The sequence below is a fragment of the Cytobacillus sp. FSL M8-0252 genome, from assembly GCF_038007345.1.
Lineage (GTDB): Bacteria > Bacillota > Bacilli > Bacillales > Cytobacillaceae > Cytobacillus > Cytobacillus kochii.
Genome location: NZ_JBBOWZ010000001.1, coordinates 2,383,592 through 2,406,999, shown reverse-complemented (window position 1 = coordinate 2,406,999; position 23,408 = coordinate 2,383,592). Strand labels below are relative to the sequence as shown.

General features: G+C 35.3%; 20 protein-coding genes, 1 pseudogene and 1 riboswitch. Of the genes and pseudogenes, 19 read left to right on the top strand and 2 right to left on the bottom strand.

Features of this window, described 5'->3' with window-relative positions; all coding sequences use genetic code 11:
- The first annotated feature begins 6 nt into the window (after positions 1-6).
- The 3 genes from MKX83_RS12220 (at position 7) to MKX83_RS12210 (ending at position 1,760) form a co-directional block, all read left to right on the top strand.
- Positions 7-513, top strand: coding sequence for a GNAT family N-acetyltransferase (locus MKX83_RS12220; RefSeq protein ID WP_341055559.1), 507 nt, complete (start codon positions 7-9; stop codon positions 511-513).
- Between the two features lie 214 nt (positions 514-727).
- The gene (locus tag MKX83_RS12215; RefSeq protein ID WP_341055557.1) at positions 728-1,048 is read left to right on the top strand and encodes a PadR family transcriptional regulator; all 321 of its coding nucleotides are present in this window, start codon (positions 728-730) and stop codon (positions 1,046-1,048) included.
- Positions 1,041-1,760, top strand: coding sequence for a DUF2812 domain-containing protein (locus MKX83_RS12210; protein ID WP_095373275.1), 720 nt, complete (start codon positions 1,041-1,043; stop codon positions 1,758-1,760). Before MKX83_RS12215 ends, MKX83_RS12210 begins: the two co-directional genes overlap by 8 nt.
- A gap of 95 nt (positions 1,761-1,855) precedes the next feature.
- Here the strand turns inward: MKX83_RS12210 and MKX83_RS12205 are convergent, their stop codons facing one another.
- Entirely contained in the window at positions 1,856-3,040 is a 1,185-nt protein-coding gene (locus MKX83_RS12205; protein ID WP_095373276.1) for a NupC/NupG family nucleoside CNT transporter, read from the bottom strand.
- A gap of 237 nt (positions 3,041-3,277) precedes the next feature.
- Between MKX83_RS12205 and MKX83_RS12200 the strand changes: the two genes are divergently transcribed.
- The 15 genes and pseudogenes from MKX83_RS12200 to MKX83_RS12130 all read left to right on the top strand — a co-directional run bounded on the left by MKX83_RS12200 (position 3,278) and on the right by MKX83_RS12130 (position 20,376).
- Complete coding sequence (locus MKX83_RS12200) at positions 3,278-4,690, top strand: methyl-accepting chemotaxis protein (protein ID WP_341055552.1); 1,413 nt, start codon at positions 3,278-3,280, stop codon at positions 4,688-4,690.
- A 379-nt stretch (positions 4,691-5,069) separates the two neighbouring features.
- A complete protein-coding gene (locus tag MKX83_RS12195) occupies positions 5,070-5,486 on the top strand; it encodes a PaaI family thioesterase (RefSeq protein ID WP_340974911.1) in 417 nt (138 codons plus the stop codon).
- Between the two features lie 377 nt (positions 5,487-5,863).
- Positions 5,864-7,984 (top strand): acetate--CoA ligase family protein, encoded by a 2,121-nt coding sequence (locus MKX83_RS12190; RefSeq protein WP_341055551.1) that lies wholly within the window; start codon positions 5,864-5,866, stop codon positions 7,982-7,984.
- Between the two features lie 24 nt (positions 7,985-8,008).
- A pseudogene (locus MKX83_RS12185) lies at positions 8,009-9,244 on the top strand (acyl-CoA dehydrogenase family protein).
- Between the two features lie 30 nt (positions 9,245-9,274).
- Positions 9,275-10,039 (top strand): SDR family NAD(P)-dependent oxidoreductase, encoded by a 765-nt coding sequence (locus tag MKX83_RS12180; protein WP_340974906.1) that lies wholly within the window; start codon positions 9,275-9,277, stop codon positions 10,037-10,039.
- 25 nt (positions 10,040-10,064) lie between these two features.
- Positions 10,065-10,823 carry an enoyl-CoA hydratase-related protein gene (locus tag MKX83_RS12175; RefSeq protein ID WP_341055548.1) on the top strand — a complete coding sequence of 253 codons (759 nt, stop codon included), beginning with the start codon at positions 10,065-10,067 and terminating at the stop codon, positions 10,821-10,823.
- Between the two features lie 12 nt (positions 10,824-10,835).
- Complete coding sequence (locus MKX83_RS12170; protein WP_341055545.1) at positions 10,836-11,594, top strand: SDR family NAD(P)-dependent oxidoreductase; 759 nt, start codon at positions 10,836-10,838, stop codon at positions 11,592-11,594.
- Positions 11,595-11,702: 108 nt separating this feature from the next.
- A complete protein-coding gene (locus MKX83_RS12165) occupies positions 11,703-12,458 on the top strand; it encodes a carboxymuconolactone decarboxylase family protein (protein WP_341055543.1) in 756 nt (251 codons plus the stop codon).
- Positions 12,459-12,566: 108 nt separating this feature from the next.
- Positions 12,567-13,628, top strand: coding sequence for an LLM class flavin-dependent oxidoreductase (locus tag MKX83_RS12160; protein ID WP_341055541.1), 1,062 nt, complete (start codon positions 12,567-12,569; stop codon positions 13,626-13,628).
- Between the two features lie 41 nt (positions 13,629-13,669).
- Positions 13,670-14,725 carry a TRAP transporter substrate-binding protein gene (locus MKX83_RS12155; protein WP_341055538.1) on the top strand — a complete coding sequence of 352 codons (1,056 nt, stop codon included), beginning with the start codon at positions 13,670-13,672 and terminating at the stop codon, positions 14,723-14,725.
- 71 nt (positions 14,726-14,796) lie between these two features.
- Positions 14,797-15,267, top strand: a complete 471-nt coding sequence (locus MKX83_RS12150; RefSeq protein ID WP_307313920.1) for a TRAP transporter small permease — start codon at positions 14,797-14,799, stop codon at positions 15,265-15,267.
- Positions 15,268-15,280: 13 nt separating this feature from the next.
- A complete protein-coding gene (locus MKX83_RS12145) occupies positions 15,281-16,588 on the top strand; it encodes a TRAP transporter large permease (protein WP_307313921.1) in 1,308 nt (435 codons plus the stop codon).
- Positions 16,589-16,735: 147 nt separating this feature from the next.
- Positions 16,736-17,677, top strand: coding sequence for a phosphotriesterase family protein (locus tag MKX83_RS12140; protein WP_095373289.1), 942 nt, complete (start codon positions 16,736-16,738; stop codon positions 17,675-17,677).
- A 57-nt stretch (positions 17,678-17,734) separates the two neighbouring features.
- A complete protein-coding gene (locus MKX83_RS12135; RefSeq protein WP_340974888.1) occupies positions 17,735-19,654 on the top strand; it encodes a sigma 54-interacting transcriptional regulator in 1,920 nt (639 codons plus the stop codon).
- Positions 19,655-19,824: 170 nt separating this feature from the next.
- Complete coding sequence (locus MKX83_RS12130) at positions 19,825-20,376, top strand: NADPH-dependent FMN reductase (protein ID WP_340974886.1); 552 nt, start codon at positions 19,825-19,827, stop codon at positions 20,374-20,376.
- Positions 20,377-21,012: 636 nt separating this feature from the next.
- On the opposite strand, the gene MKX83_RS12125 is transcribed toward MKX83_RS12130, so the two are convergent.
- Complete coding sequence (locus MKX83_RS12125; protein ID WP_341055533.1) at positions 21,013-22,107, bottom strand: tyrosine-type recombinase/integrase; 1,095 nt, start codon at positions 22,105-22,107, stop codon at positions 21,013-21,015.
- Positions 22,108-22,411: 304 nt separating this feature from the next.
- Positions 22,412-22,516, top strand: a riboswitch (SAM riboswitch).
- A gap of 163 nt (positions 22,517-22,679) precedes the next feature.
- Here MKX83_RS12125 and MKX83_RS12120 point away from each other — a divergent pair.
- Entirely contained in the window at positions 22,680-23,399 is a 720-nt protein-coding gene (locus tag MKX83_RS12120; protein WP_322909328.1) for a phosphoadenylyl-sulfate reductase, read from the top strand.
- Positions 23,400-23,408: the final 9 nt, after the last annotated feature.

The following is a 23,408-nucleotide window of genomic DNA, read 5'->3' as shown; positions in this document are numbered from 1 at the left end:
TTCGTGTTGAAGGAAAATGATTTATTTATAAGAAAAATGTGTGAAAATGACTATCAGTATATGAATAAATGGTTAAGTACGAAAGAAGTGTTGACATTCTACGGAGATGTTAATGAACCTTTTTCTCTAGAAATGGTGAAAGAGAAATACGGTCCTCGTATAGACGGCGAAATCAATGTCCCACCATTTATCGTAGAACTCAAAGATCAACCGATTGGATTTATGCAGTATTATCAGGTAGATAATGAATATTTTGGATTTGGGGACAATGAACTGATTTATGGAATCGATCAGTTCATCGGTGAACCAATGCTTTTCGGAAAAGGTATTGGAACAAGAATGGTGAAACTATTTGTTGAATACATTGCGCAAAGAACTGAAGCAAAGATGGTTATTTTAGATACTGCGACAAACAATCATCGTGCTATTGCTTGTTATGAAAAAGTTGGGTTTACGAAAATGAGAAAAATAAATAAGGATAGTCATTGGTTGATGGTATATTCTTTGAAGTAGTGCGCAATGTTTGAGTAAAATAAATTAAAATTGCAAAGATATGTTCGCCGTTAATATTCACTAGGAAGCTTCTTTATGTTGAAGGAAGCTTTTTTTTATAAAAATTTATATCACTTTATGATATAACTATAGACACTTATATCATAAAGTGATATATTCTTAATATATCCGTTTGTGATATATCAAAAAAAGGATACATTAAGGATGATGTAAATTGAAATCAGAAGTGCAGATAACCGATTCTATGTTTTATATTATGACAGCACTAACCCGTCCAAGGCATGGATATGCAATTATGTCTTTGATCGAAGTGACTACACAGGGGAGAATAGCCATTGGACCAGCCTCGATGTATACGATTATAAAGAAGCTCTTAAAACAAGAATGGATTTATTTGCAGGACGGTTCAGATTCAAGAAGAAAAGTATATGAATTGACTAAACAAGGTAAAGTGGTTTTAAAAGATGAAATGAATGTGAGAAAGCTAATGGTTCAATTAGCTGAAGAAGGATTGGGTGGAATGGACAATGAGTAAATCAAAGTATATGATGTCTGGTGGATTAGCATTTGCAGAAAGCAAAGATATGGAGAAACTGAGGCAGCAGTCTCTTAAAGGGTGGCATGTTAAAAAGCTAAGTTTCATGGGTTATACATTGGTGAAAGGTGAGAAAAAAGAGTATATATACAGCATTGATTACCGTACAGTAGAAGAAAATGAGGAAGAGGAATATTTAAGCTATTTTGAAGACGCAGGTTGGAACCACGTTTTCTCAGAAGCAGGTATTCATTTATTTCGCGCCGATCCTGGTACTGAACCAATTTATTCAGATAAGGAAACACTTGCCCAAAAACATGAAGAATCTTTAAGTAACACGGCAAGATGGGGAATAGGAGCATTAGTGTTGTTTGCAGTAAGTTCTTGGACGGGTACAATATTTACAACTGGAATGATAGCAAATATACTCACAATTGTAGCAGTAATATTAACAATCATAGCAATCCCAGCTGTTTGGACAGCGATTAAAATTCAATCAAATAAATGGAAAGTTCAAGGGAAACAAAGAAGTGTATTTTTCATAAATACAATAATCATATTATTTTTAGCTACATTGACAATTTTTCTGTTTTATGGAAGCGGCCCAAATGATGCAATTAAAACGCTCGCTTATATGCTTATAGGTGCTTTTGTGCTACCTATATTCATCTGGTCAATTTTATCTTTTTATCATAAGATCTTAGGGCGGTGACTTTAGATTTAATCAAAGTAAGTATAAGTTCAGTCGAACAAACTCATGATTTTAACACGAAAAAAAGGCATAGAGATATATGCCTTTTTTTGTGTTTAACTAAATAAACCGACCATAATGGATGTTAAGGTAGACGCCAATGTTGCTGCTAATAGAATCTTCAAACCAAATTTAGCAACGACTGCCGCTTTTTCACCATTAATAGCTTGAATCGAACCACTAATAATACCAATTGAACTAAAGTTAGCGAAAGAGATCAAGAATGTTGAAATAATCGCAACTGTTTTCTCTGAAAGCTCTCCAATAAGTGGTTGGAATTGTAACATTGCAACAAATTCGTTTGTAGCAAGTTTTGTTCCCATAATGGATCCTGCTGTAATAATTTCATTTGATGGTATACCCATCAACCAAGCAACAGGAGCAAATATATAACCTAGTATTGTTGTTAGATCCATACCGAATATTCCATCAAACATGGCATTAAGTAAAGCCATTAACGCAATATAGGCAACAAGCATAGCTGCAACGATTAAAGCTACTTTACCACCATCAAGTGCACCGTTAGAAATAGCTTCGAATAATGATTTTGACCCCGTTACGTCTTTTACATCAATTTCTTCTTTTTCATTGTTTTTGATCGGAGCCATCATCGTCGCGATAATCAAGCCTGAAAGCGAATTCAAAATCATCGCTATTAAAACATATTGAGGAGGAACCATTGTCATGTAAGAGCCCATAATACTAGCTGATACACTCCCCATTGCTGATGTACTAATAATAAATAGTTTGTTATCACTCATTCTTGCTAAATGTGATTTAATCGCCAATAGTGCTTCACTTTGGCCAAAGAAAATGGAGTTAATACTATTGAATGTAACTACTGTTGACAAACCGGTAATTTTCGCTAAAAACCCACCAATATACTTAATAGCGAGTGGTAAAACTCTAATATAAGTAAGAATGGATAATAATGCTGAAGTGAAAATAATGAGCATAAGTACATTCATAAAGAAGACTGTTTGTCCTTCTTGCACCAAGCCACCTAATACAAAATCAATACCTTCATAACCAAAATTTAAAACAGTTGTAACGCCATTAGAAATCCATTCAACTAACTTTAAACCAATGGTTGTTTGGAACATGAATAAAGTAATGATAATCTGTAAGACAACCATAATAGCAATCGCTTTATAGTTGATATTTTTTTTATCATTGGAAATAAGGTATGCTAAGCCGAGAACGAGAAAAAAACCTAAAATTCCTATTAAAATATTTACCATGATGTCTCCCCTTAAAAAGTTTTCTCCAATAGTATTGATGATAAGGTAGTATGACATCTGATGTCAAATGAATATTAAAAAATGACAGAAATTGCATTATTCAATGTATTAAGAATGAGTGCACAACTTTTCATTCTCACTACTTTAGTGATGGGTATAAAGAATTAAAACAATTATAACTCATTATTTACATTCTCTTTATATTTCACCCTCATAATGAGAACAAGGGGGAGAGATATGGAAAATGTTTTAGACGCAATCAAAGGGATTGTTGGAAAACTTTCTTTACAAGCAAGACTCTTGATTATTGTTATTACTATTCTGCTTTTTTCAGCAACGATAGTGACAATGATTTCTATTAGTAAATCAAAAGAAACTATTATTGGCTTTATGGAACAAAGACTTGATAAGGAAACGAGTTATATTTATGAAATTGCCCAAAATTTATTACTCATATACATAGGTGACGAGAGTGAGTATACAACAAAACTGAATCAAGTGATCAGAAGACAGGAATCACAATTAGCCCAAGATGGATTCAGTGCATATTTCTTTTTGATTAATCAAAACAGAGCAGACCCTTTTTCTGTCAGTGAAAATCGACCAATTAACTTTCCTGATAACGTTGTTGAAACTATTACTCAACAACAAAATGGAATCATTGAGCGTGACATGAATGGGGAAACCTACACGATAGCATTTCGTAACATTCAAGAATTAAAGGGAATCTACACTATTGCTATACCTCAATCACAGTATCTACAAACATTAACAGAAATGAGCCAGTTTATTGGTGTAACAGTCCTTTTATGTTTGTTAGTAACTGGAGTGATTGTCATTCTTTTAGTAAGAAATTTGACCAACCCTATTTCAAAGTTAACAATAATGATGAGACAGGCTAGTAAAGGACAACTAATAAATGATATAAAAATGGAAAGTACAACACCTGAAATTGTCTCACTTATTAATAGTTATCAAACAATGATTGCTCATATGAGGAATTTATTAACAAATATAATGGATGCTACAGACAATTTATCCCAATCAGGCAATAGTCTTGATCATATTTCTCATAAAGTAAAATTAGAAAATGAAGAATTATTAGTCGGTATTCAAGTAGTAAAACAGGGAGCAGAGCAAACTGCCATTAGTTCTGAAGAGAGTATTAAGAAGTTTCAATCTATGAAAGAAAAAACCAATAAATTATTTGATAGTATGGATAGTATGATGAAAAAAGCATATACAATGGAAGGTACTGCGGTAGATGGTGAAGAGAGTATAAGTAAAGTCATCGCCACATTTGAATCTTTTTCAACTTCATTTTCAAAAATGACTCACACTGTTGCCCAAATGAATAACTATTTTTCTTCTATTGAAAAGGTGACCTCAGTTATACAAGATATTTCAACTCAAACAAAGCTGCTAGCTTTAAATGCTTCCATAGAAGCAGCGCGAGCAGGGGAATCAGGGCGCGGTTTTGCAGTAGTGGCAACTGAAGTCGGGGCTTTGGCAGAAAAATCAGCACAAGCTGTTGAACTAGTCAAAGATAATATTATTTCAATGAAAGACATCTCATCTAGAACACTTTTTGAATCTGAAGAAACGAATAACCATTTTATACAATATAAAGAGATCATGACTAAGAAATGAAGGAAGTGGCACAAAGTCACGAAGAGGGTTTAAAGATTAGCTCACTCGCACGAAAATTAAAGGAATTAAATAAAGAGTATCAAATTTAAGTGTAGCCCAAATTTTAAAAATTAGACCATTGTCCTTGTCCACATTCCCTGCTTGTACATATAGTATAGTAATCCTTCTGAAAAACTGATTCACCTCAAACGGAGAAAAAGACAGCTCGCCCAGGCTGTCTTTTTCATATTTCTATTCAAACAATCCAATGAAGGCAACCAGCTTTTCATCAGTTAATAGTTAACAAAGTATTTGGGAGAATCTTTACTTGTTGAGATAGGCATATAATTTGCATGATACATAATTGTTTAGATACCTATGTGAGGAAGGGGAGATTTCGTTGAAAAATGAGCTATGGGATAAAGAAATACACCGGATGAAAAACAATCATTTTCGTCAACTAATCGGGGTGAAGTTGGAAGAAATTGATGATGGTAAGGCGACACTTATTCTACCGGTAAGTAAGAAATTACTTCAACCGAATCTAGTTGTTCATGGAGGCGTAATATCAGTTTTAATCGACTCTGTCATTGGGACAGCTGTTAGAACCATTCTCACAGACCATCATAATGCTATGACAGCTGAAATGAATATTAATTATTTCCGCCCAGTTTCAAAAGGCGTGATAAAAGCAGAAGGCAAAATTATTCATAAAGGAGGGACCCTTGTAGTTGGTGTAGCAGATATATTTGATGAAGATGGAAAGCTATTAGCAACAGGGAGAGCAACTTATGTATTAAAAAGTAAGAAACAATAGCGTTTATGATTGAGGATCCCTCTGCTTGCAGGAGGGATTTTTCAATTAAAAAAGCTAGCATCCAACCTAACCGCCGCCCCATTTATCCAGTGTAATTCAAACCTGCTCAGTTAAAAAACTAACTATGCGTTTAATAAGACTAACATTCATGAAAATGATGTTCCGAAATAACAGTATGAAATCTTTTATTTGTTTCATTTTAAAAAGCTAGTATTTTATTTTGAAACACATTCATCGTTTTGATATTTGAATTTCACCCTCCGTCACTTAAGATTCTCTATAACAAGAATAGTTATCTCCATTATTTTAATTATTCTAAATTTTTCGGCACACAAATTGCAACAAGGTTAATAATTACTTCATGAAAGGAGTCTTTTATGCGGAATGAATTAAAATCTCTATTTGAGCCTGAAAGTATTGCCATTATAGGCTGTTCCCCTGACAAAAAAAAAATTGGTGGCAGACCGTTAGATTATTTATTGAAATATGGATTCTTAGGAAGCATTTTTCCAGTTAATCCTAATTATGAAATGATCGAAGACATGCAGTGTTATGAGACCATTATGCATGTTCCAAGTGAGATTGATCTAGCAATTATTGCGTTGCCACAAAAATTAGTTCTCCATACATTTCTAGCTTGTATCAAAAAGAATGTGAAGTCTGTTGTTATTTTTAGTGCTGGCTTCTCAGAATTAGGGGAAGATGGCAAAAAAGACCAAGAGCAAATTACTGCCCTTGCCAAAAAACATCATATTAGAGTATTAGGGCCGAATTGTTTAGGGTTATTTAATTCAAGTAAAAGAATGTATGCTACCTTTTCCACCATATTAGAAAACGAAGAACCATTAACTGAAGGGAAAATTGGTTTCGTCAGTCAAAGTGGGGCATTTGGATCACATGTTTTTACTTTAGCAAGACAACATCATATCGGTTTTAGTCACTTTGTTGCCACTGGAAATGAAAGTGATATTGATGTGGCAGATTGCATCGAGTATTTGGTACATGATGATAAAACAAGTGTGATTGCCTGTTATCTTGAAGGAGCAAAAGATGGAAAAAAATTAATCAATATGATTAAGTTAGCTGCGCAAAAGAAAAAGCCAATCGTCTTACTAAAAGTAGGAAAGTCAGATGTAGGTATGCAGGCGGCTATGTCACATACCTGTTCAATGGTCGGCTCTGATTCGGTATATGACACGATTTTTAAACAGTACGGCGTCTACAGGGCAGAGACGATCGATGAGTTTATTGATGTAGCAAACGCATTCGCACAATTACCGCGGATGAAAGGGGACCGCGTAGCCATTTTTACGGTCTCTGGAGGTGTAGGCATTATGCTTTCCGACCAAGTAATAGAAAACGGACTCACTTTACCAGAAACGCCTAAAGAAGTTCAAAGACATTTAAAATCAATTATTCCTATTGCTGGAGTGAAAAACCCCCTCGATACTACAGCACAAGTCTCTTACATGCCGACATTATTAGAAGATTTTATGAAAGCGGTTTTAGAGAGTGGGCAATATGATGCAGCAATAGTGTTCTTAGGCTTTTCAGGATTGAAACCGGATTCATTAGCTACAAAGCTTACATCTCTGATGCATATGAAACAACAATTTCCTGATACTCCTTGTGTCATGGTTACATTATGTAATCCCGAAGCAAAAAAATTAATCCATGAATCGGGAATGGTCTTAAATGAAGACCCAACTAGAGCTGTAAAGATTCTTTCCGCAATGAATGAATTGAGAAAATCTAAAAACCATCTAGAAGAAATGTCTGCTGACGAGGGTGTGAGGGTACCGCTTGATCGAATCAATCAATTCATTTCATACTCTAGTAAAAAAGCGTTAACAGAATTTCAAAGCAAACAAATAGTAAGTCATTACAAGATTCCTATAACAGTAGAGCAATTGGCACTATCTCCAACAGAAGCGGTGGAATCGGCAAATTCAATAGGGTATCCAGTAGTGTTAAAAGGCATGTCACCACAAATATTACATAAAACTGAAAAGGGACTAGTGCAATTAAATATTAACAGTGACCAAGAAGTAAAAGAAGTTTTCAATCAACTTAAAACGATTATTCAAAACGAAGAAGAGGCAGCATTTGATGGCGTGTTAATACAGGAAATGATAAACGATCATTCGATAGAAATGTATGTCGGTGCAAAGAGATACCCTATTTTTGGCCAAATGATACTTGTCGGTTTAGGAGGCATTTTTATAGAGGTTTTTAAAGATGTCTCAATGAGAAAAGCGCCGGTATCGCCAAAAGTTGCGAAAGAAATGGTAGAGGAATTAAAAGCAAGCCAGATTTTAAAAGGGTTTCGAGGAAAAACTCAGTACGATGTTGACTCATTATGTAATCTCATTTCACAGTTTAGTTTTGTAATCAGTATGCAAGAAGGCGTTTTAGAGGAAGTTGACCTTAACCCTATTATGGTGTTTGAAGGTAGGAAAGGTGTAAAGGTTGCAGACGCATTGATGAAATTAAGTTAAATAAATAATGAAGGAGGATTATGCATGAATTTTACTGTACCAGAAGAAACTTTAGAAATTATAAACGGCTTAAAACAATTTATTGATAAAAAGGTCATTCCTTTAGAAGAAGAAAACGCAGGATTACTCTACAATGAAAGGAATTATTATCTAGAAAATGGTAAACGTCATCCAAAGGTTGAGAGCTTAAGAAAAGAAGTAAGAGTGGCTTCAGCAGAAGCTGGCTTTTATACAATGTTCGGGGATAAAGAACTAGGTGGAGAGGAGCTTGGACCTATTACGGCATTATTAACGCAAGAAGCGATTGCAAAAAACTATCCTAATCGAAAACTAATCGACCCTATAGTGATTCCCTCTCCGTTTACCAATGGAATTACACCAGTACTGAGAGGGTTGAAACAAGAACTAAAAGATGAGTATCTAGATGGGATAAGAAAGGGAGAGAAAACATTATGCTTTGGCTTAACTGAACCAGATGCCGGTTCTGATGTTTGGGGGATTAAAACAAAGGCTGTTAAAGTGAACAATGAATGGGTAATAAATGGAACAAAGCAGTGGATAACGAATGCACCTTATGCGGATTACTGTATGTTATTTGCAGTGACAAATCCCGAATTACATGCGAAGAGAAAAGGTGGAATTACTTGTTTCTTTGTTGAAACAAATAGCACAGGCTTCAACGTAGATTCAGTCATTCCAGTTATGGGGGAATTAGGGGGGGATGCTGGAATTATTAGCATCGATCAATTAAGAGTTCCAGAAGAAAATATTATTGGAGAATTAGATCAAGGCTTTACAAAGGCTATGCACGGGATTAATAATGGCAGATTAGGGATGAGCGGGAAATGTATCGGTTCTGCTCAATGGGCATTGAAACAGGCAATAGATTATGCAAATATGCGAAAAACGTTTGGAAAAACAATAGGTGAGCACCAAACTATTCAAAATATGATCGCAGAATCTGCCATGGATATCTATGCTGCTAGGAATATGGCTTTACATTGCGCATGGAAAATTGAAAACACGAAAAAACAACCGGTGAAAGAAATCTCGATGGTAAAAGCTTACTGTACGGAAATGTTAGGGCGTGTATATGATAAAGTCATCCAGGTTCATGGAGGAGTCGGCGTTTCAAATTAATTAAAGCTTGAAGCAGGATACCGTTATGCCAGAATCCTGCGAATCCCTGATGGTACATCAGAAATCCATAGACGAACAATAGCTAGAAGCCTATTAAAAGGTGACTTGAACTTTAATTAAACAGAAGGATTATTACAAGGGGGAGCTGAAATGGGGAAACTAAAAAACAAGATTGCGCTCGTCACTGGAGGAGGCTCAGGAATTGGCAGATCAATTGTCGAGCGTTTTGTTCAAGAAGAAGCTCGCGTGATTGTATTAGATATAGACGAACAATCTTTACATGTCACTTGTAATGAAATCAATCATCAAGTTCCTGGTTCTTGCCTACCGAAGATTTGTGACGTCACATCGAGTAATCAAGTGAACAATGTCATCAAAGATTGTTGGAAACAACTAGGTACTATCGATATTTTAATAAATAATGCGGGTGGAGGTTGTATGGAACACCCCATTCATCTATTGGAACTAACAGAAGACATGTGGAATCGTGTATTTGATTTAAATACAAAAAGTATTTTCCTCGTATCTCAATCGTTTATTAGAAATCATGTTGAAAAAGGGACACAAGGAACAATTGTCAATATGGCTTCACAAGCAGCAATCAACCCAAATAATTCGATGAGGCCACATTATAGTGCAGCAAAGGCGGCTGTTATAGGTTTAACTAAGCATATGTCAAAAGAGTTTTCCCCATCAGGATTTAGGATTAATGCAATTGCTCCAGGCTATTGTGTTAGTGGTGAGAGAATGCAGAAAATATGGAAGAACCGAGATGTTGGATCTACATTAAGAAATGTTCCAATCGGCAGACCATCCGCACCTCATGAGCAAGCTGCTGCTGTTACATTCTTAAGCTCAGACGATGCATCTTATATTACAGGTGTAACATTGGATGTTAGTGGTGGTGGGTTTTAAAAAAATATATATGGGAGGTCATCAGATGTCAGAATTATCAGTATTACAAGAAAAAAAAGGAAGAATAGCCTATATCATATTGAATCGCCCAGAAAAATTAAATGCTTTAAATAACCAGCTGTTAACAGAACTTGATCAAGCGCTAAACGAAATTGAACAAGATGATTCTATTAGTGTAGGCTACGATGTTGGTAAGTACAGTCATCCGACTGTCACTGAAGATCGAGATAAATTAGAGGAATTTACGAAAAGATGGTTAAGAATATGGGCCTTTCCCAAACCAATCATTGCTCAAGTGCATGGTTATGCATTGGCAGGGGGTACACAGCTATTAGCTTCATGTGACTTTGTCATCACAGCGGAGAATGCCCAATTTGGCTTTCCCTCTCTGCCTCTTGGAGGAGGATTTGTCGGGATTTATTGGGGGTGGCATATTGGGCATCAACGAGCAAAATTACTAGACTTAACAGCTGGAAGTAGAATAACAGGTATTGAAGCAACAGAGTATGGATTTGCCGCTCGTTGTTTTAAAGAAGCTGAATTAGAAGATAAAACATTAGAAATTGCTAAAGGAATTGCAAAAACACCTCTTGATATCTTGAAGTTAAAGAAGCAAGCACATAATCGCGTAATGGACATTCAAGGATTTAGAACGAGTGTAATGTTTGGTCCAGAACAGGATGCAATTATCCATACGACTGAAGGGATTCAATCAATTAGAGAGAAAATAAATGAATTGGGCCTTAAGCCAACCATTCAATGGTTTAATGAACAAGAAATTTAAAAGGAGGAATGGATGCCTATCAGGATGTTCAGAGGGAAAGTGGCTATTATTACAGGCGGTGCAGGGGGAATAGGCGAAGCAACAGTGAAGAAATTGTTGAGTGAGGAAGCAAAAGTAGTTGTTTTTGATTTACAACAAGGAAAATGGCAGGGCTATCAAGACGATATTGAGGAAATAAAAGTAGATATTAGGAATAGAAGAGAGGTTGAAGAAGCTGTAAAGAGTGTATATAAAAAGTTTAATCGCATTGATATTTTGATCAATTGTGCTGGAATATTAAAAGATCATCTAATTGATGATATGTTGGATCATGAGTGGGATACAGTCATTGATGTAAATTTAAAAGGTTCCTTTAATTGTTGTAGAGCGGTTACACCTTATATGAAGAGACAGCAACAAGGAAAGATCATCTTAATTTCATCCGTCGCAGCTCTAGGTACACAAGGAAGAGTCAACTATGCTGCTGCAAAAGCAGGCATTCAAGGACTGACAAAATCTTTAGCCATTGAACTTGGTCCCCACGGCATCCATGTTAATGCGGTTGCCCCCGGCTATATCGAAACACAGATGAGTAAAGTGTCTGAAGCCGATGCACATAAGAGAGGAATTGAAAATTTCAATCAAATGAAGCGAGCGATACTCAATCGGAATCCAATAAGAAGAATTGGTCAACCAGAAGATGTGGCAAATGTAATTGAATTTTTGGCAACAGAAAAATCCGATTACGTTACAGGGCAAATCATCTATGTATCAGGAGCTCCAAATAGTTAACAGACTATAAAAGGGGATAGAAAAATTGATCATGTAGAACAAGTTAAGTCACCAGTTTTACTTGACGGATCAATCCATCTCTTCGTCCTACGGAAGGAGGTTTTATCGTTGGAAACTAACGGCAATACTAAAAAAACCATCGCAAAAGATCAACTAAAAGAAATGGGTTATTGGGATTCGATAATGGATTATATATCGACTTTCGATACTGACTTTTATCATATATACAAAGACTTCTTATGTACTCCTTATACAAATAGTATTTTTGATGCAAAAACAATTGAGCTGATTCATATCGCAATAAACGCTTCTCCGACAAACCTTTGCCAAAGCAAACTAGAAATGCATATGAAAAACGCAATCAATCACGGGGCAAAAAAAGAGGAAATCTTCGAGGTTCTTAAACTCGTTAGTGTGCTAGGCATGCATACTTGTGCAGTAGGAGTACCGATTTTAGTAGATGAATATAATGCGTACTCAAACGATTCTATGCCTGTACAGTTGAACGAAAGGCAAAAGGAACAAAAAGATCAGTTTATAAAGAAAATGGGCTATTGGAATCGTTTTCGTGACATACTTCTAGTTAATGATGAGCCATTTTTTGAAAGTTATCTTAAAGTTTTAACAAACCCTTGGGAAAAAGACATCATCAGTGCAAAGCTAAAAGAATTTATTTATATTGCAATCGATAGCTCTACAACACATTTATTCGAGAATGGGATTCGAATTCATATAAGAAATGCATTGAAGTATGGAGCTAGCTTTGAAGAGATAATGGAAATTATAAAAATTGTCAGTACACAAGGCAGTAGTACTTTTCATATAAGCTTGCCCATTTTGGAAGAAGCGCTTTCAGAAATATAAAAAGAAGTCCTTAGATTTAAGGAATTCTATAGATACAATAAATAGTCTCTATTTAAATTGTAATTTTTAGTCAAAAGTTGAAAATCAAATGAAATGGAGTGTTGGATAATGCCTATTTTAGGAAAAGATATGACATTTGGACTGTTCTTCTTGAATTCGGTAGCCCCATGGAAAACGGATGCAGAAGAGTTACGTGATGGATTAGAACAAATAAAGGGTGCTGATCAATTAGGATTTCATTCAGCATGGATTGCTGAACATAATGCTCGTGCTTATGGTGTTGTTAGTTCTACATCTGTTTATCTGGCAGCTGCAGCCGCACAAACGAATACAATTATGCTGGGCTCTGCCGTTTCTAGATTACCTCTCCATCATCCATTACAATTAGCTGAAGATATGGCATTAGTTGATATTATCAGTAATGGTAGATTGTATTTAGGCGTTGGTAAAGGCTACGATGCCTTAGAATATGAAGCATATAATATTGACTTTGATCAACGTCATGAAAAATACTTAGAGTCATTAGATATTCTTACAACCGCATTGAAAAATGAGAAGGTTACTTATGAAGGAAAATTCTTTGATATTAAAGACATTCCTGTTTACCCAAGACCCGTCCGTCGTTCAGGACCACCGATATTTGTAATGGTATCCGGTAATGATTCTTCTATCATTAATGCAGCAAAACAGGGGCATTCATTTGTTCTAGGAGGAATAACGAATGAAGATACGAATCACAAGATTGCATTGTATAAAAAGTCTGCACTTGAATCAGGTTTAACTCATGAATATGTTGAAAATGCGGTTGCTCGATCTGGAAAGTTACTTTTCTGCTATGTTGCAGAAACAACTGAACAAGCACAAGAGGAATATAGAAAAGGGCTTGAATGGTATATGAGTGAAAGGGATAACCGACCAACATTTGGTGTGATTGATAGAGAAAGAAATATAGATTACCAACGTTTTTTACAATCGGAGAATACATTAGTTGGATCACCAGAAAAAGTAATACATGATATACAAGAATACAAGAGAATTACAGGTTTAAATAATATGATTCTTTGGATGAATATTGGCGGTCAACCACAACGGCAAGTGTTAAAGTCGATGAAGTTGTTCTCAGAAAAAGTGATGCCATATTTTTCGCAGACAGAACATTCCATTCGCTAATGCGTCGTAATGAAAACGTTTACTAAAAAGGGGGGAACTTTATGAGATACAAGGCAGTAATAGTTACACTGTTCATTTCACTCTTGTTTTTATCAGCTTGTTCTTCTCAAAAAACAGCTTCCGGCGAAAAAATATATCAATTAAACTTAAATGTTTCAGCCGGACCTGTACATCCTTTTACCAAACAAGTAGCAGAGCCGTGGGCAGAAATGGTTGAAGAAGAGACGAATGGGATTGTTCAAGTTAATATTTTCCCTAGCGCTGCTTTAGGAGAGCTTTCTTCTGCCTATGAAGATATAAAATCAGGTCTTTATGAAGCTGGGATTGTATCACCAGGTAGACATATAGATACAGACCTTTTCCCGTTAACTATTGGTGATTTGCCTTTTCTAATTGATGACCCCGCAATCGCAGAATCTGTCCTTTCTCAATTCAAAGATAAGTATATGAAAGATACTTTTAAAGAAGGACAATTTATGTCAATTTCTTCTACTGACGCTTATCAATTATATAGTACTCAACCAATTCGTACGATGAAGGATTTGAAGAAACTAAAGATAGCCGATTCCGTTCTTGAAAGAATCGAGTTATTCAAAGAGTTAGACGCCATACCAGTATCTTTGAATAATACAGAATTATATGAATCTGTTGAAAAAGGCATAGTCGATTCCGTTGCTTACACTGCAGTCGGTGCAAATGGATTCAAATTAGAAGAAGTGAGCCCTTATATGACGAAAGTAGATATTGGTGTGGCGACACAAATGTTTATGATGAATCAAGACTTTTTAGAAAGCTTACCTGAAGAGATAAAAGAGATGTTTTATGAAAAATTTGGCCCTGCATACGCTAGTTTGATTACAGACCTTTACACTCAAAGTGCCGACAAGGCGATAAATACTTTTGAAATGAATGTAAAAGAAGATGGTGGCGAAGTTATCATTCCTACTGAAGAAGAACTAGCTACGTTTAGAAAACCTGCAAAAATTGTAATGGATCAATGGGTAGAAATTGCAAATAAGAGAGGCTATCCTGGCGAAGAAATGATGGCGTACTTTACAAGTCTACTTGAAGATAAAGGGATTATCATTCCAGAATAATGAAAAGGGGCTACTAAATGAGCCCCGACATATTTTAATAGTAGTGATCATTTGTGATTGGAGGGTTAAAGATGTGGGCGAAAATAATTTCGAAATGTACTCAACTCAATAAATGGTTGGCATTCCTCTCATTGATTGTAATGATGATAATTGTTGCCTTTTCAGCTATATCAAGAGGTTTAGGCAGTCCGATTGTCGGTGATGTTGAGCTTGTTCAATTAACAATGGTTACATTGATCGTCGGTGCCCTTTCGTATACTGAAAATCAAAGAGCTCATATTTCGGTAGGGATCCTAGCAGATCATTTCCCAATCAAAGTTCAATATGTGATTGATTTAATTTCTTCTATATTAATTACGATTTTCGCTTTTTTAGTTGCTTATGTTTTTTTCATCAAATTTGATCTCGCCGAAGCCTCTATCATTCTCAGGATACCTTTTTTCTACTTTAAAGCCCTATTAATATTTGGTTTCATCGGCTGGGGATTTGAATCAATCAAGCAGATAGTTGGTCACATTAAGTTGCTCACACAAGGAAAGTAGGGAGGGGATTCGTTTGGATGTAACTGCTATAGGTGTAATTGTTTTAGTTTTTGTGTTTATTTTAATGTTTTTAAGAATTCCGATTGTAGTAGCAATGGCGGTACCTGCCTGTATAGGTATTTTAGTCTTAAAAAGTGAAAATGCATTGTTTACTGCTATTGAAAGCATCATTTGGCACCATAGTTATAGCTATACATTAAGTACCATTCCTCTATTTGTATTAATGGGACAATTTTTATATGTTGCTGGATTTAGTGACGAATTATTCACCGCATTCAAGAATTGGTTCGGCAAGCTTAAAGGCGGCTTAGGTATAGCAACCATTGGGGCATCGGCTATGTTTGCCGCTTCCTCAGGTTCAAGTTTAGCAACAACAGGAACCATTGGAGTCGTCGCATCAAAAGAAATGCTCAAAGCGGGCTATGCTAAAAGCTTAACAGGTGGATCGATTGTCGCAGGAGGAACATTAGGTATACTTATCCCTCCAAGTACCATGTTCATTCTTTATGGCATGATGACCGAGCAATCTATAGGTAAGTTACTAATGGCAGGCATTGTACCTGGAATTTTATTGACGCTTTTTTTTATGCTAACGATATGGATTAGTATATTGATTAAGCCTAGTTTAGTTTCGGGGACTTATGAGAACAACGTACCTTGGAGTGAAAAAGTTAAATCTTTAAAAACGAATATATGGATTATTTTACTATTTATCCTAGTTATGGGTGGAATATATATCGGATTTTTCACCGCTACAGAAGCAGCTGGTTTTGGGGCATTAGGTGCTTTACTTGTTGCCTTATTAAGAAAAAAACTGACATTCGCTCGATTTCGTGAAGCGATTTTTAGTACAGTAAAAACGACTGGTTTTATTTTCGCTATTGTGATGGGGGCATTTCTCTTAAACTTTATTTTGACGATTACGAGAGTACCGAATCTATTAGCCGACTTTTTATTTAGTAAAGAATTATCACCAACAATGATTTTTTTACTCATTGTGCTTATGTATTTAATTTTAGGAGCCATTATGGATACAATGGCAATGATTGTCGTCACAATCCCAATCATCATGCCAATCATTCAAGCGCTTGAATTTGATTTGATTTGGTTTGGCGTAATTATTGTTCTCCTCGTAGAGATGGCCTTAATTTCACCACCAGTTGGGATGAATTGTTTTGTGTTGAAGGGCGTCGTGGACGACCTTGACCTTCAATCCATATTTAAAGGCGCACTATTGTTCATGATTCCAATTCTATCATTAATAATATTGTTATATATTTTCCCTGAAATCGCCCTATTTCTACCGAATTACGTAAGGTGATTCAATTTTCTTCAAAAGTACATCCAACTTGCTTCAATCAGGGAGAAGGTGAAAATGAAAACGTTTACTACATCTATCTTCTCCCTTCATTTGTATTCAAAATTATAAATTTATGAAATAATTAAAAAATGAATGGAGGTTGAATATATGAAAGTAATTCATTCGGTTACCGGGCCAATTGAAGTCAACAAACTAGGTAAAACACTTATCCATGAACATTTAAGGACAAGAGCAGAAGAAGTCGCTGTTCAATTCCCCCATTTATACAATCATGATGAAGAATATCAATTAGCTTTAGAACAAGTGCTTGGTGTTAAGAAACAAGGGGTACAGACTATTTTTGATCCAAGTGTAATGGGACTAGATCGTGACGTCAGATTTATGCAAAGGGTTTCTAGGGCATCAGGAGTAAATATCATTGCTGCTACAGGTATCTTTACATTTCATTATTTACCGACACGCTTTATGTTCAATGACATCGACTTTATGGTAGAACAATTTGTAAGGGATATTGAAGTAGGCGTTCAAAATAGTGAGATCAAAGCAGGCTTTTTAAAATGTGCAACGGATGTTCCTGGTCTTACTCCTCAAGTAGAAAAAGTTTTAAGAGCAGTCGCTCGGGCACACCTCCGCACAGGAGTACCTATCATGACTCATTCAGTACCCTCCAAAGAAAATGGCCTCACTCAAATTGAAATTTTTGAAGAGGAAGGCGTTCAATTGAATAAAGTCCTAATCGGTCATTGTGGGGACACTGACCAACTGGGTTATCTCGAAAGATTGTTAGATAAAGGGGTTTATATCGGAATGGACCGCTATGGTCTTACCTCTACTTTATCAACAGAAAGACGAAATGCGACAATAAACGCGCTTATTCAAAAAGGATACACTAATAGAATGTTTTTATCACAAGATTATTGTTGTACGACAGATAGATATAAACCTGAAAGTTTAAAAAAGGAAGTATACCCCGATTGGTCAATGACATTTTTATTAGATAAAGTGGTTCCTATGTTGATAGCTGATGGGGTAAGTGAAGAACAAATCCATACGATGCTCTATGAAAATGTGAAAACATGGTTAAATTAATTGAAAATCAACATACCCAAATGTTTCATTAATATCGTTAGATAAGGGGGGATGAGGATGAAGTTATTTGTAACTGGTTTTTCACCTTTGGATGTGTTTGTCGAAGAAGAAATCTCAATAAGGAAACAAAATTTCCAAGAATTAGTAGTGCAAAAATTAGAAGCAAAAGATATTTTGAAAAACCCTACCTATATACAAAATGATGATGTATTAATTTGTGGTGCTACCATTTATGAAGAGTTTAAGAAGCGTCATGTTAGAGGGCATTTGATTCCATTTCGCGTACAAACGAATGAATTTCTAAAAGCATTAAATCAAGCCGTACGACTTGGAAATGAAATTAATATTATTAATTATAAAGAAAAGTTTTTTAAGGAAGATTTGTCGGATTTAGAAAATTTATTGAATATAAAGATTAACCAATACTCTTATCCGAATGTAGAGTCCATTGATGATTTAATAGATAAGCTTGTTGCGAACAAACAAAAAAGTGTCATAGGTTCTGGCTTAATTGTCTCTAAAGCTATTAAAAAAGGATTAAGCGGGTTCATTTGGTATGGAAGAGAAAGTGTAAAACAGGCAGTCGATATTGCATTCAATGTATTAGCCGGGAGATTTGAAGAGCAAAGTAATTTAAAACGTCAAGAATATATATTAGAACACTTTAATGAAGGTGTCATTAGTTTAAACGTAACAAACAGAATCCTTCAAATCAATCAAAAAGCAATCGAATTGTTAGATCTACAAAAATATCGAGATTTGAAAGGGATTTCAATCAATGAAATTGGGGAGTTTGGTTTTATTTCTAAAAGCTCAAAACAAAATGTTCTTATCAAGGGGAAATTACTTGATTATAAAAACAAAACTTTATTTTTAAACTCCTTCCCAATCTATGTTAAAGATATTTTTGACGGAACGGTTATCATTATTTCGGACACGGACGAGATACAAAAACATGAAAAGAAAATAAGAAAAAAGTTATATGATCAATCCAATCGCGCCATTTACGACTTTCATGATATTGTCGGTAAGAGTACAGCGATTCAAAAGACAAAGTTAAAGGCCAGAAAGTTTGCGAAAACCGATGCAAATGTTTTAATCATTGGAGAATCAGGAACTGGGAAAGAGCTTTTTGCACAAAGTATACATAATGAAAGCTCTCGCTCATCTGAACCTTTTATTGCAATCAATTGTGCAGCAATCCCGGAAAACTTAATTGAATCAGAGTTTTTTGGTTATACAGAAGGTGCTTTTACAGGCGCAAAAAAAGGGGGAAAAGCAGGTTTATTCGAACTTGCTCATAAAGGTACTGTATTTTTAGATGAATTAGGAGAAATCCCATTAAGCATGCAATCAAAATTATTAAGAATTCTTCAAGAAAAAGTCGTTAGACGTGTGGGAAGTGCTTCGATTATCCCAATAGACGTGAGAATTATTGCTGCTACAAATGTGAACTTGCTTGAAAAAGTGAGGAAAGGTGAGTTTCGTTTAGATTTATTTTATCGTATTAGTGTATTAAATCTTATTTTACCGACATTAAATCAACGCAAAGAAGATTTGGAAGATTTGGTTTTATCTTATACTGCCAAGCGATATCCTCATTTTTCACATACGATAAATGAGCACATTTATGAAATGACAGAACTATTAGCAGAGTACCAGTGGCAGGGAAATATCAGGGAATTGGAAAACAATCTTGAACGATTATTTGCCTACTTAGAGTCACCAATAAAGTTGACTAGAAAAGAGTTAATGAATTATTTAATTGAAACATTAGAGGATAATGACTTTTCACAATTAAGTGCTGACCTTTATGCCGAAAATACGTCATATCAAGATCTAATAAAAAAGGCAGAGATGAGTACAATCAAAGATGTGCTAAATAAAACAAATGGGAACAAAAGTGAGGCAGCAAAATTACTAGGGATCAGCAGAAGTACATTATGGCGGAAGTTAAATGAAGAAGAATTAATTTGAATATAATCATCGTCGAATCTTAACGCTCCCAATGTTGCAAAATTCATCATATTGGTTCGAATATGATACATATAAAATAAGCTGTGTCATCTAATCACTACTTTTTAAATTGGCATAAATATTGCAACTTAATCTTATATTAACAATGCTAAATAAAGGGGAGATTAAGGATGCGATTATTAGGGATTTCTGGAACAATAACAGGCTCGAAAACGTTAGTCGTAGTAAATAAAGTATTAGATGAATTAAAATCAATTCACCCTGAAATAGAAGTAGAGTTACTAGACTTAAAGAATTTTGACCTGCAATTTTGTGATGGCAGACATCCTTCTGATTACAATGATGATACAAAAAAAGTGATTGAAACCATCACTTACGCTGATTTTTATGTTATCGGATCACCTATTTTTCAAGGATCGATAACAGGCGTACTTAAAAATTTGTTTGATTTAGTTCCTCCAGATGTATTTCGTAACAAAGTCATGGGATTTATTGCGACAGGAGGAACATATCAACATTATCTCGTAATTGAAAATCAATTAAAACCGATTGCAGGCTATTTTCGTGCATATGTATCTCCAAGCTATGTGTACGCACATATTGATCATTTCAATCATAAGAACGAACTAATTGATAAAGATGTCTTATTAAGAGTGAAAAACTTAGCCAGTGAACTGGCTTATATGAATCAAGCATTATCTAAAACACAATATATTAAATAGGAAGAGACTCAATAAGAAGATAGCGATTACTCAAAATCAAACAGCCTATCTCCGCATGTAGTAGCGCTTATTTTCATCTTATTGTTAGACATCATCATATTTTCAAAAGAGGTTGGGACATAAGTATTCTAGCTAAGGATTGATCCGAGTGATTAGGCGTATCTAACATCTAATCATTCGGATTTTTTGTAATGATTTCCTTATATGATGTAAATAGTGAAATGGGAAAGCTGCGACCCCGCAAGCAATGCCGTGGAAGCTCAGCCCCTTATCTCGGAAAGCGAGTGTCTGTAGCACAATGGTAAGGACTTTTTTGCAAATGATGTTCTTAAGATCATCATTTGTTACTGATTGTTTTTAAGGTTAGCTCATTTAGTGATTACCCAGCCCCTTTATTGAGTACTCCCACATAAGCAAAGGTAAAAATTGTAATGAGCTAACTAAAGGGTACGGACTGACATGAAATCTAAAGGTAGCAAACGACAAACGAATGCAGAGTGATAGAGAAAAAGCTTATATTCTTTTCTTGATAGATATGACTATTCACCAATTTAAAGATAAACAGGCGAATAGTCCGAAGCCATTGCCTCAAACATTCAAAAGGGGATGGCATGCAAAACAAACTTTATAGGGGTATTATTGAAATATAGACACTTTTTGTAAATGTTTAAATGAATCATCTTGATTAATCCTTTCCAAGTAGATATTGGTAGTCGATATATCTGCATGTCCAGCCCAATCTTTGACAACGGCAAGGGGGACATCGTTTTCGAGCAACATCGTAACAAATGTATGTCTGAACCAATGCGGGGAGATATTTGATTGTTTTCCTGCTAAGGTAACGGCTTCTTTTACAATTTTATACAAGGCAGGATAGGACAAGCGCTTTGGATCTGTCTCAATATCATTTTTATTGTAGAGGGAGAAGAAGAGAGGCGTTGTATCATTGCTATTCCATTCTATCGGTGCACAAATACTTTCTCGATAAGTAAAGAGAACTTCTTTTACTTCTCCTCGAATGGGTATGGAACGATGCTTTTTTCCTTTTCCTAACACATCAGCATAAAGTGCTCCTCTACGGTTAATACGAAAACTTCCCCAGTTCAAGCTTAATAACTCACTGGCACGCATACCGGTTGTATAAAGTAAATATCCAATTAATAAGTTGCGATTTTGCAAGGCCTCTCGATTTTTCTTTGCTTTTACAACTTGGGGAAAGCAGGCTATCAAATGTTCAGCATCATGAGGTGTTAGTTCTCGTACTTGACCGCTATCCGGTTGGGCAAAATGCCCTTTTTTACTAGAAGGTTTCGAAACCCACGTAGATAAATGTGCGACATAAAATTGTGTCTCATAGCCAAAGTCTAATATTCTCCGAAAAAATTCTAATTTTCTAATTGCCGATTTTGGTGCATATTTTTCATTAATATAATGATTATAGGCTTTCACTTCTGGAAAACCGATATCTCTAAATCCAAGCTGATGATCATTCATAAAAATTAATAATGTTTTTGCATCTGTACGATAAGCTTTCAAAGTATGGGGAGATAACTCTTTATTACTTGTAAAAATCTTTACGACAAAAAACATTTCAAGTAATTCTTGATCACTGGCATTTTTTAAGCTGAGATTTCGATTGGAATCTAGTAAGTTACTAGATGCTAGCCGATTTTGTAATTGCAGTAAATAATCTTCATTTGAAATGGTATGTAATAAAATTAATTCATCCATAAGAAGGAACTCCTTTATAATTAACAATAATTATATTATGTATAGTAAAGATAATGCGTAATTATCTTTACTTATATATTATCATAGAAATCTATGAAAATAAAATTATATTTTTCCAGTAATTAGGATGCTTGAGAATCGCCCTCAGACGAAATTATCTTTTTTTAATAGGTATTTTATTTACCTAGTTGTTTTCAGCGGGAAATTATTGCGATATAGGAGTATGATTCTGACAAATCATAAAAATTAGATTTTTGTATTGACTTTTATTGATAGTATGTTAGGATTTATCTTATCCAATATTTTCTTATCCAGAGAGGTGGAGGGACTGGCCCGATGAAACCCGGCAACCTGCTTAATGCAAGGTGCTAATTCCAGCAAAATGTTGATTCATTTTGAAAGATAAGGTGTCATGAATCGTTATCTCACACCTTTTCTTATTGAAAAGGTGTTTTTTGTATAAGAGGTGATTCTTAAAAAATAATAGTCATTCGCTGATTAGACAACTAAAGGCGGACATTTTCCTTCAATGGGGAAATGCCGTCTTTTTTTATCGGAAAAGGAGGGATGAAATGCAACAGGCGATTACTTATGAGAACTGGCAGGATATTTCTGCAAGCTTTACTACCGATGATCACTCGAAAGGCGCTTTGTCTGTTCTAGAGTGGGCCTATCACACGTACAACGAGGACGAAATTGTGTATGCTTCTAGTTTTGGTGCCGAAGCCATCGTTCTTATCGACTTAATTACGCAAATCAAAAGAGAGGCTAAGTTGGTTTTTCTTGATACGGATTTACACTTTCCAGAAACTTATCAAGTGATTGAAGATATAAAAAAACGTTTTCCAGCGCTTCAAGTTGAAATGAAAAAACCTCATTTAACATTAGATGAACAAGCCGCTCGTTACGAGTCGGCATTGTGGAAAAAAGATCCGAATCAATGCTGTCAAATACGTAAAATACTGCCTTTACAAGAAGCAATGGTGGGAAAAAAAGCGTGGATTTCAGGTCTTAGGCGCGAACAGTCACCCACAAGAAAGCATACTAATTTTGTGAACAAGGATGAGAAATTCACAAACATCAAAATTTGTCCACTTATTCATTGGCGCACGAAAGATGTCTGGGATTATATCAAAGAAAAACAATTACCCTATAATGCTTTACATGATGTGAACTATCCGAGTATTGGGTGTTTTCCTTGCACGCAACCAACAAATGAAGACGCTGATTCCCGCGCGGGTCGTTGGCAAGGCTTAACGAAAACAGAATGCGGCTTGCATACTAATTCATAAAAAGGAGTA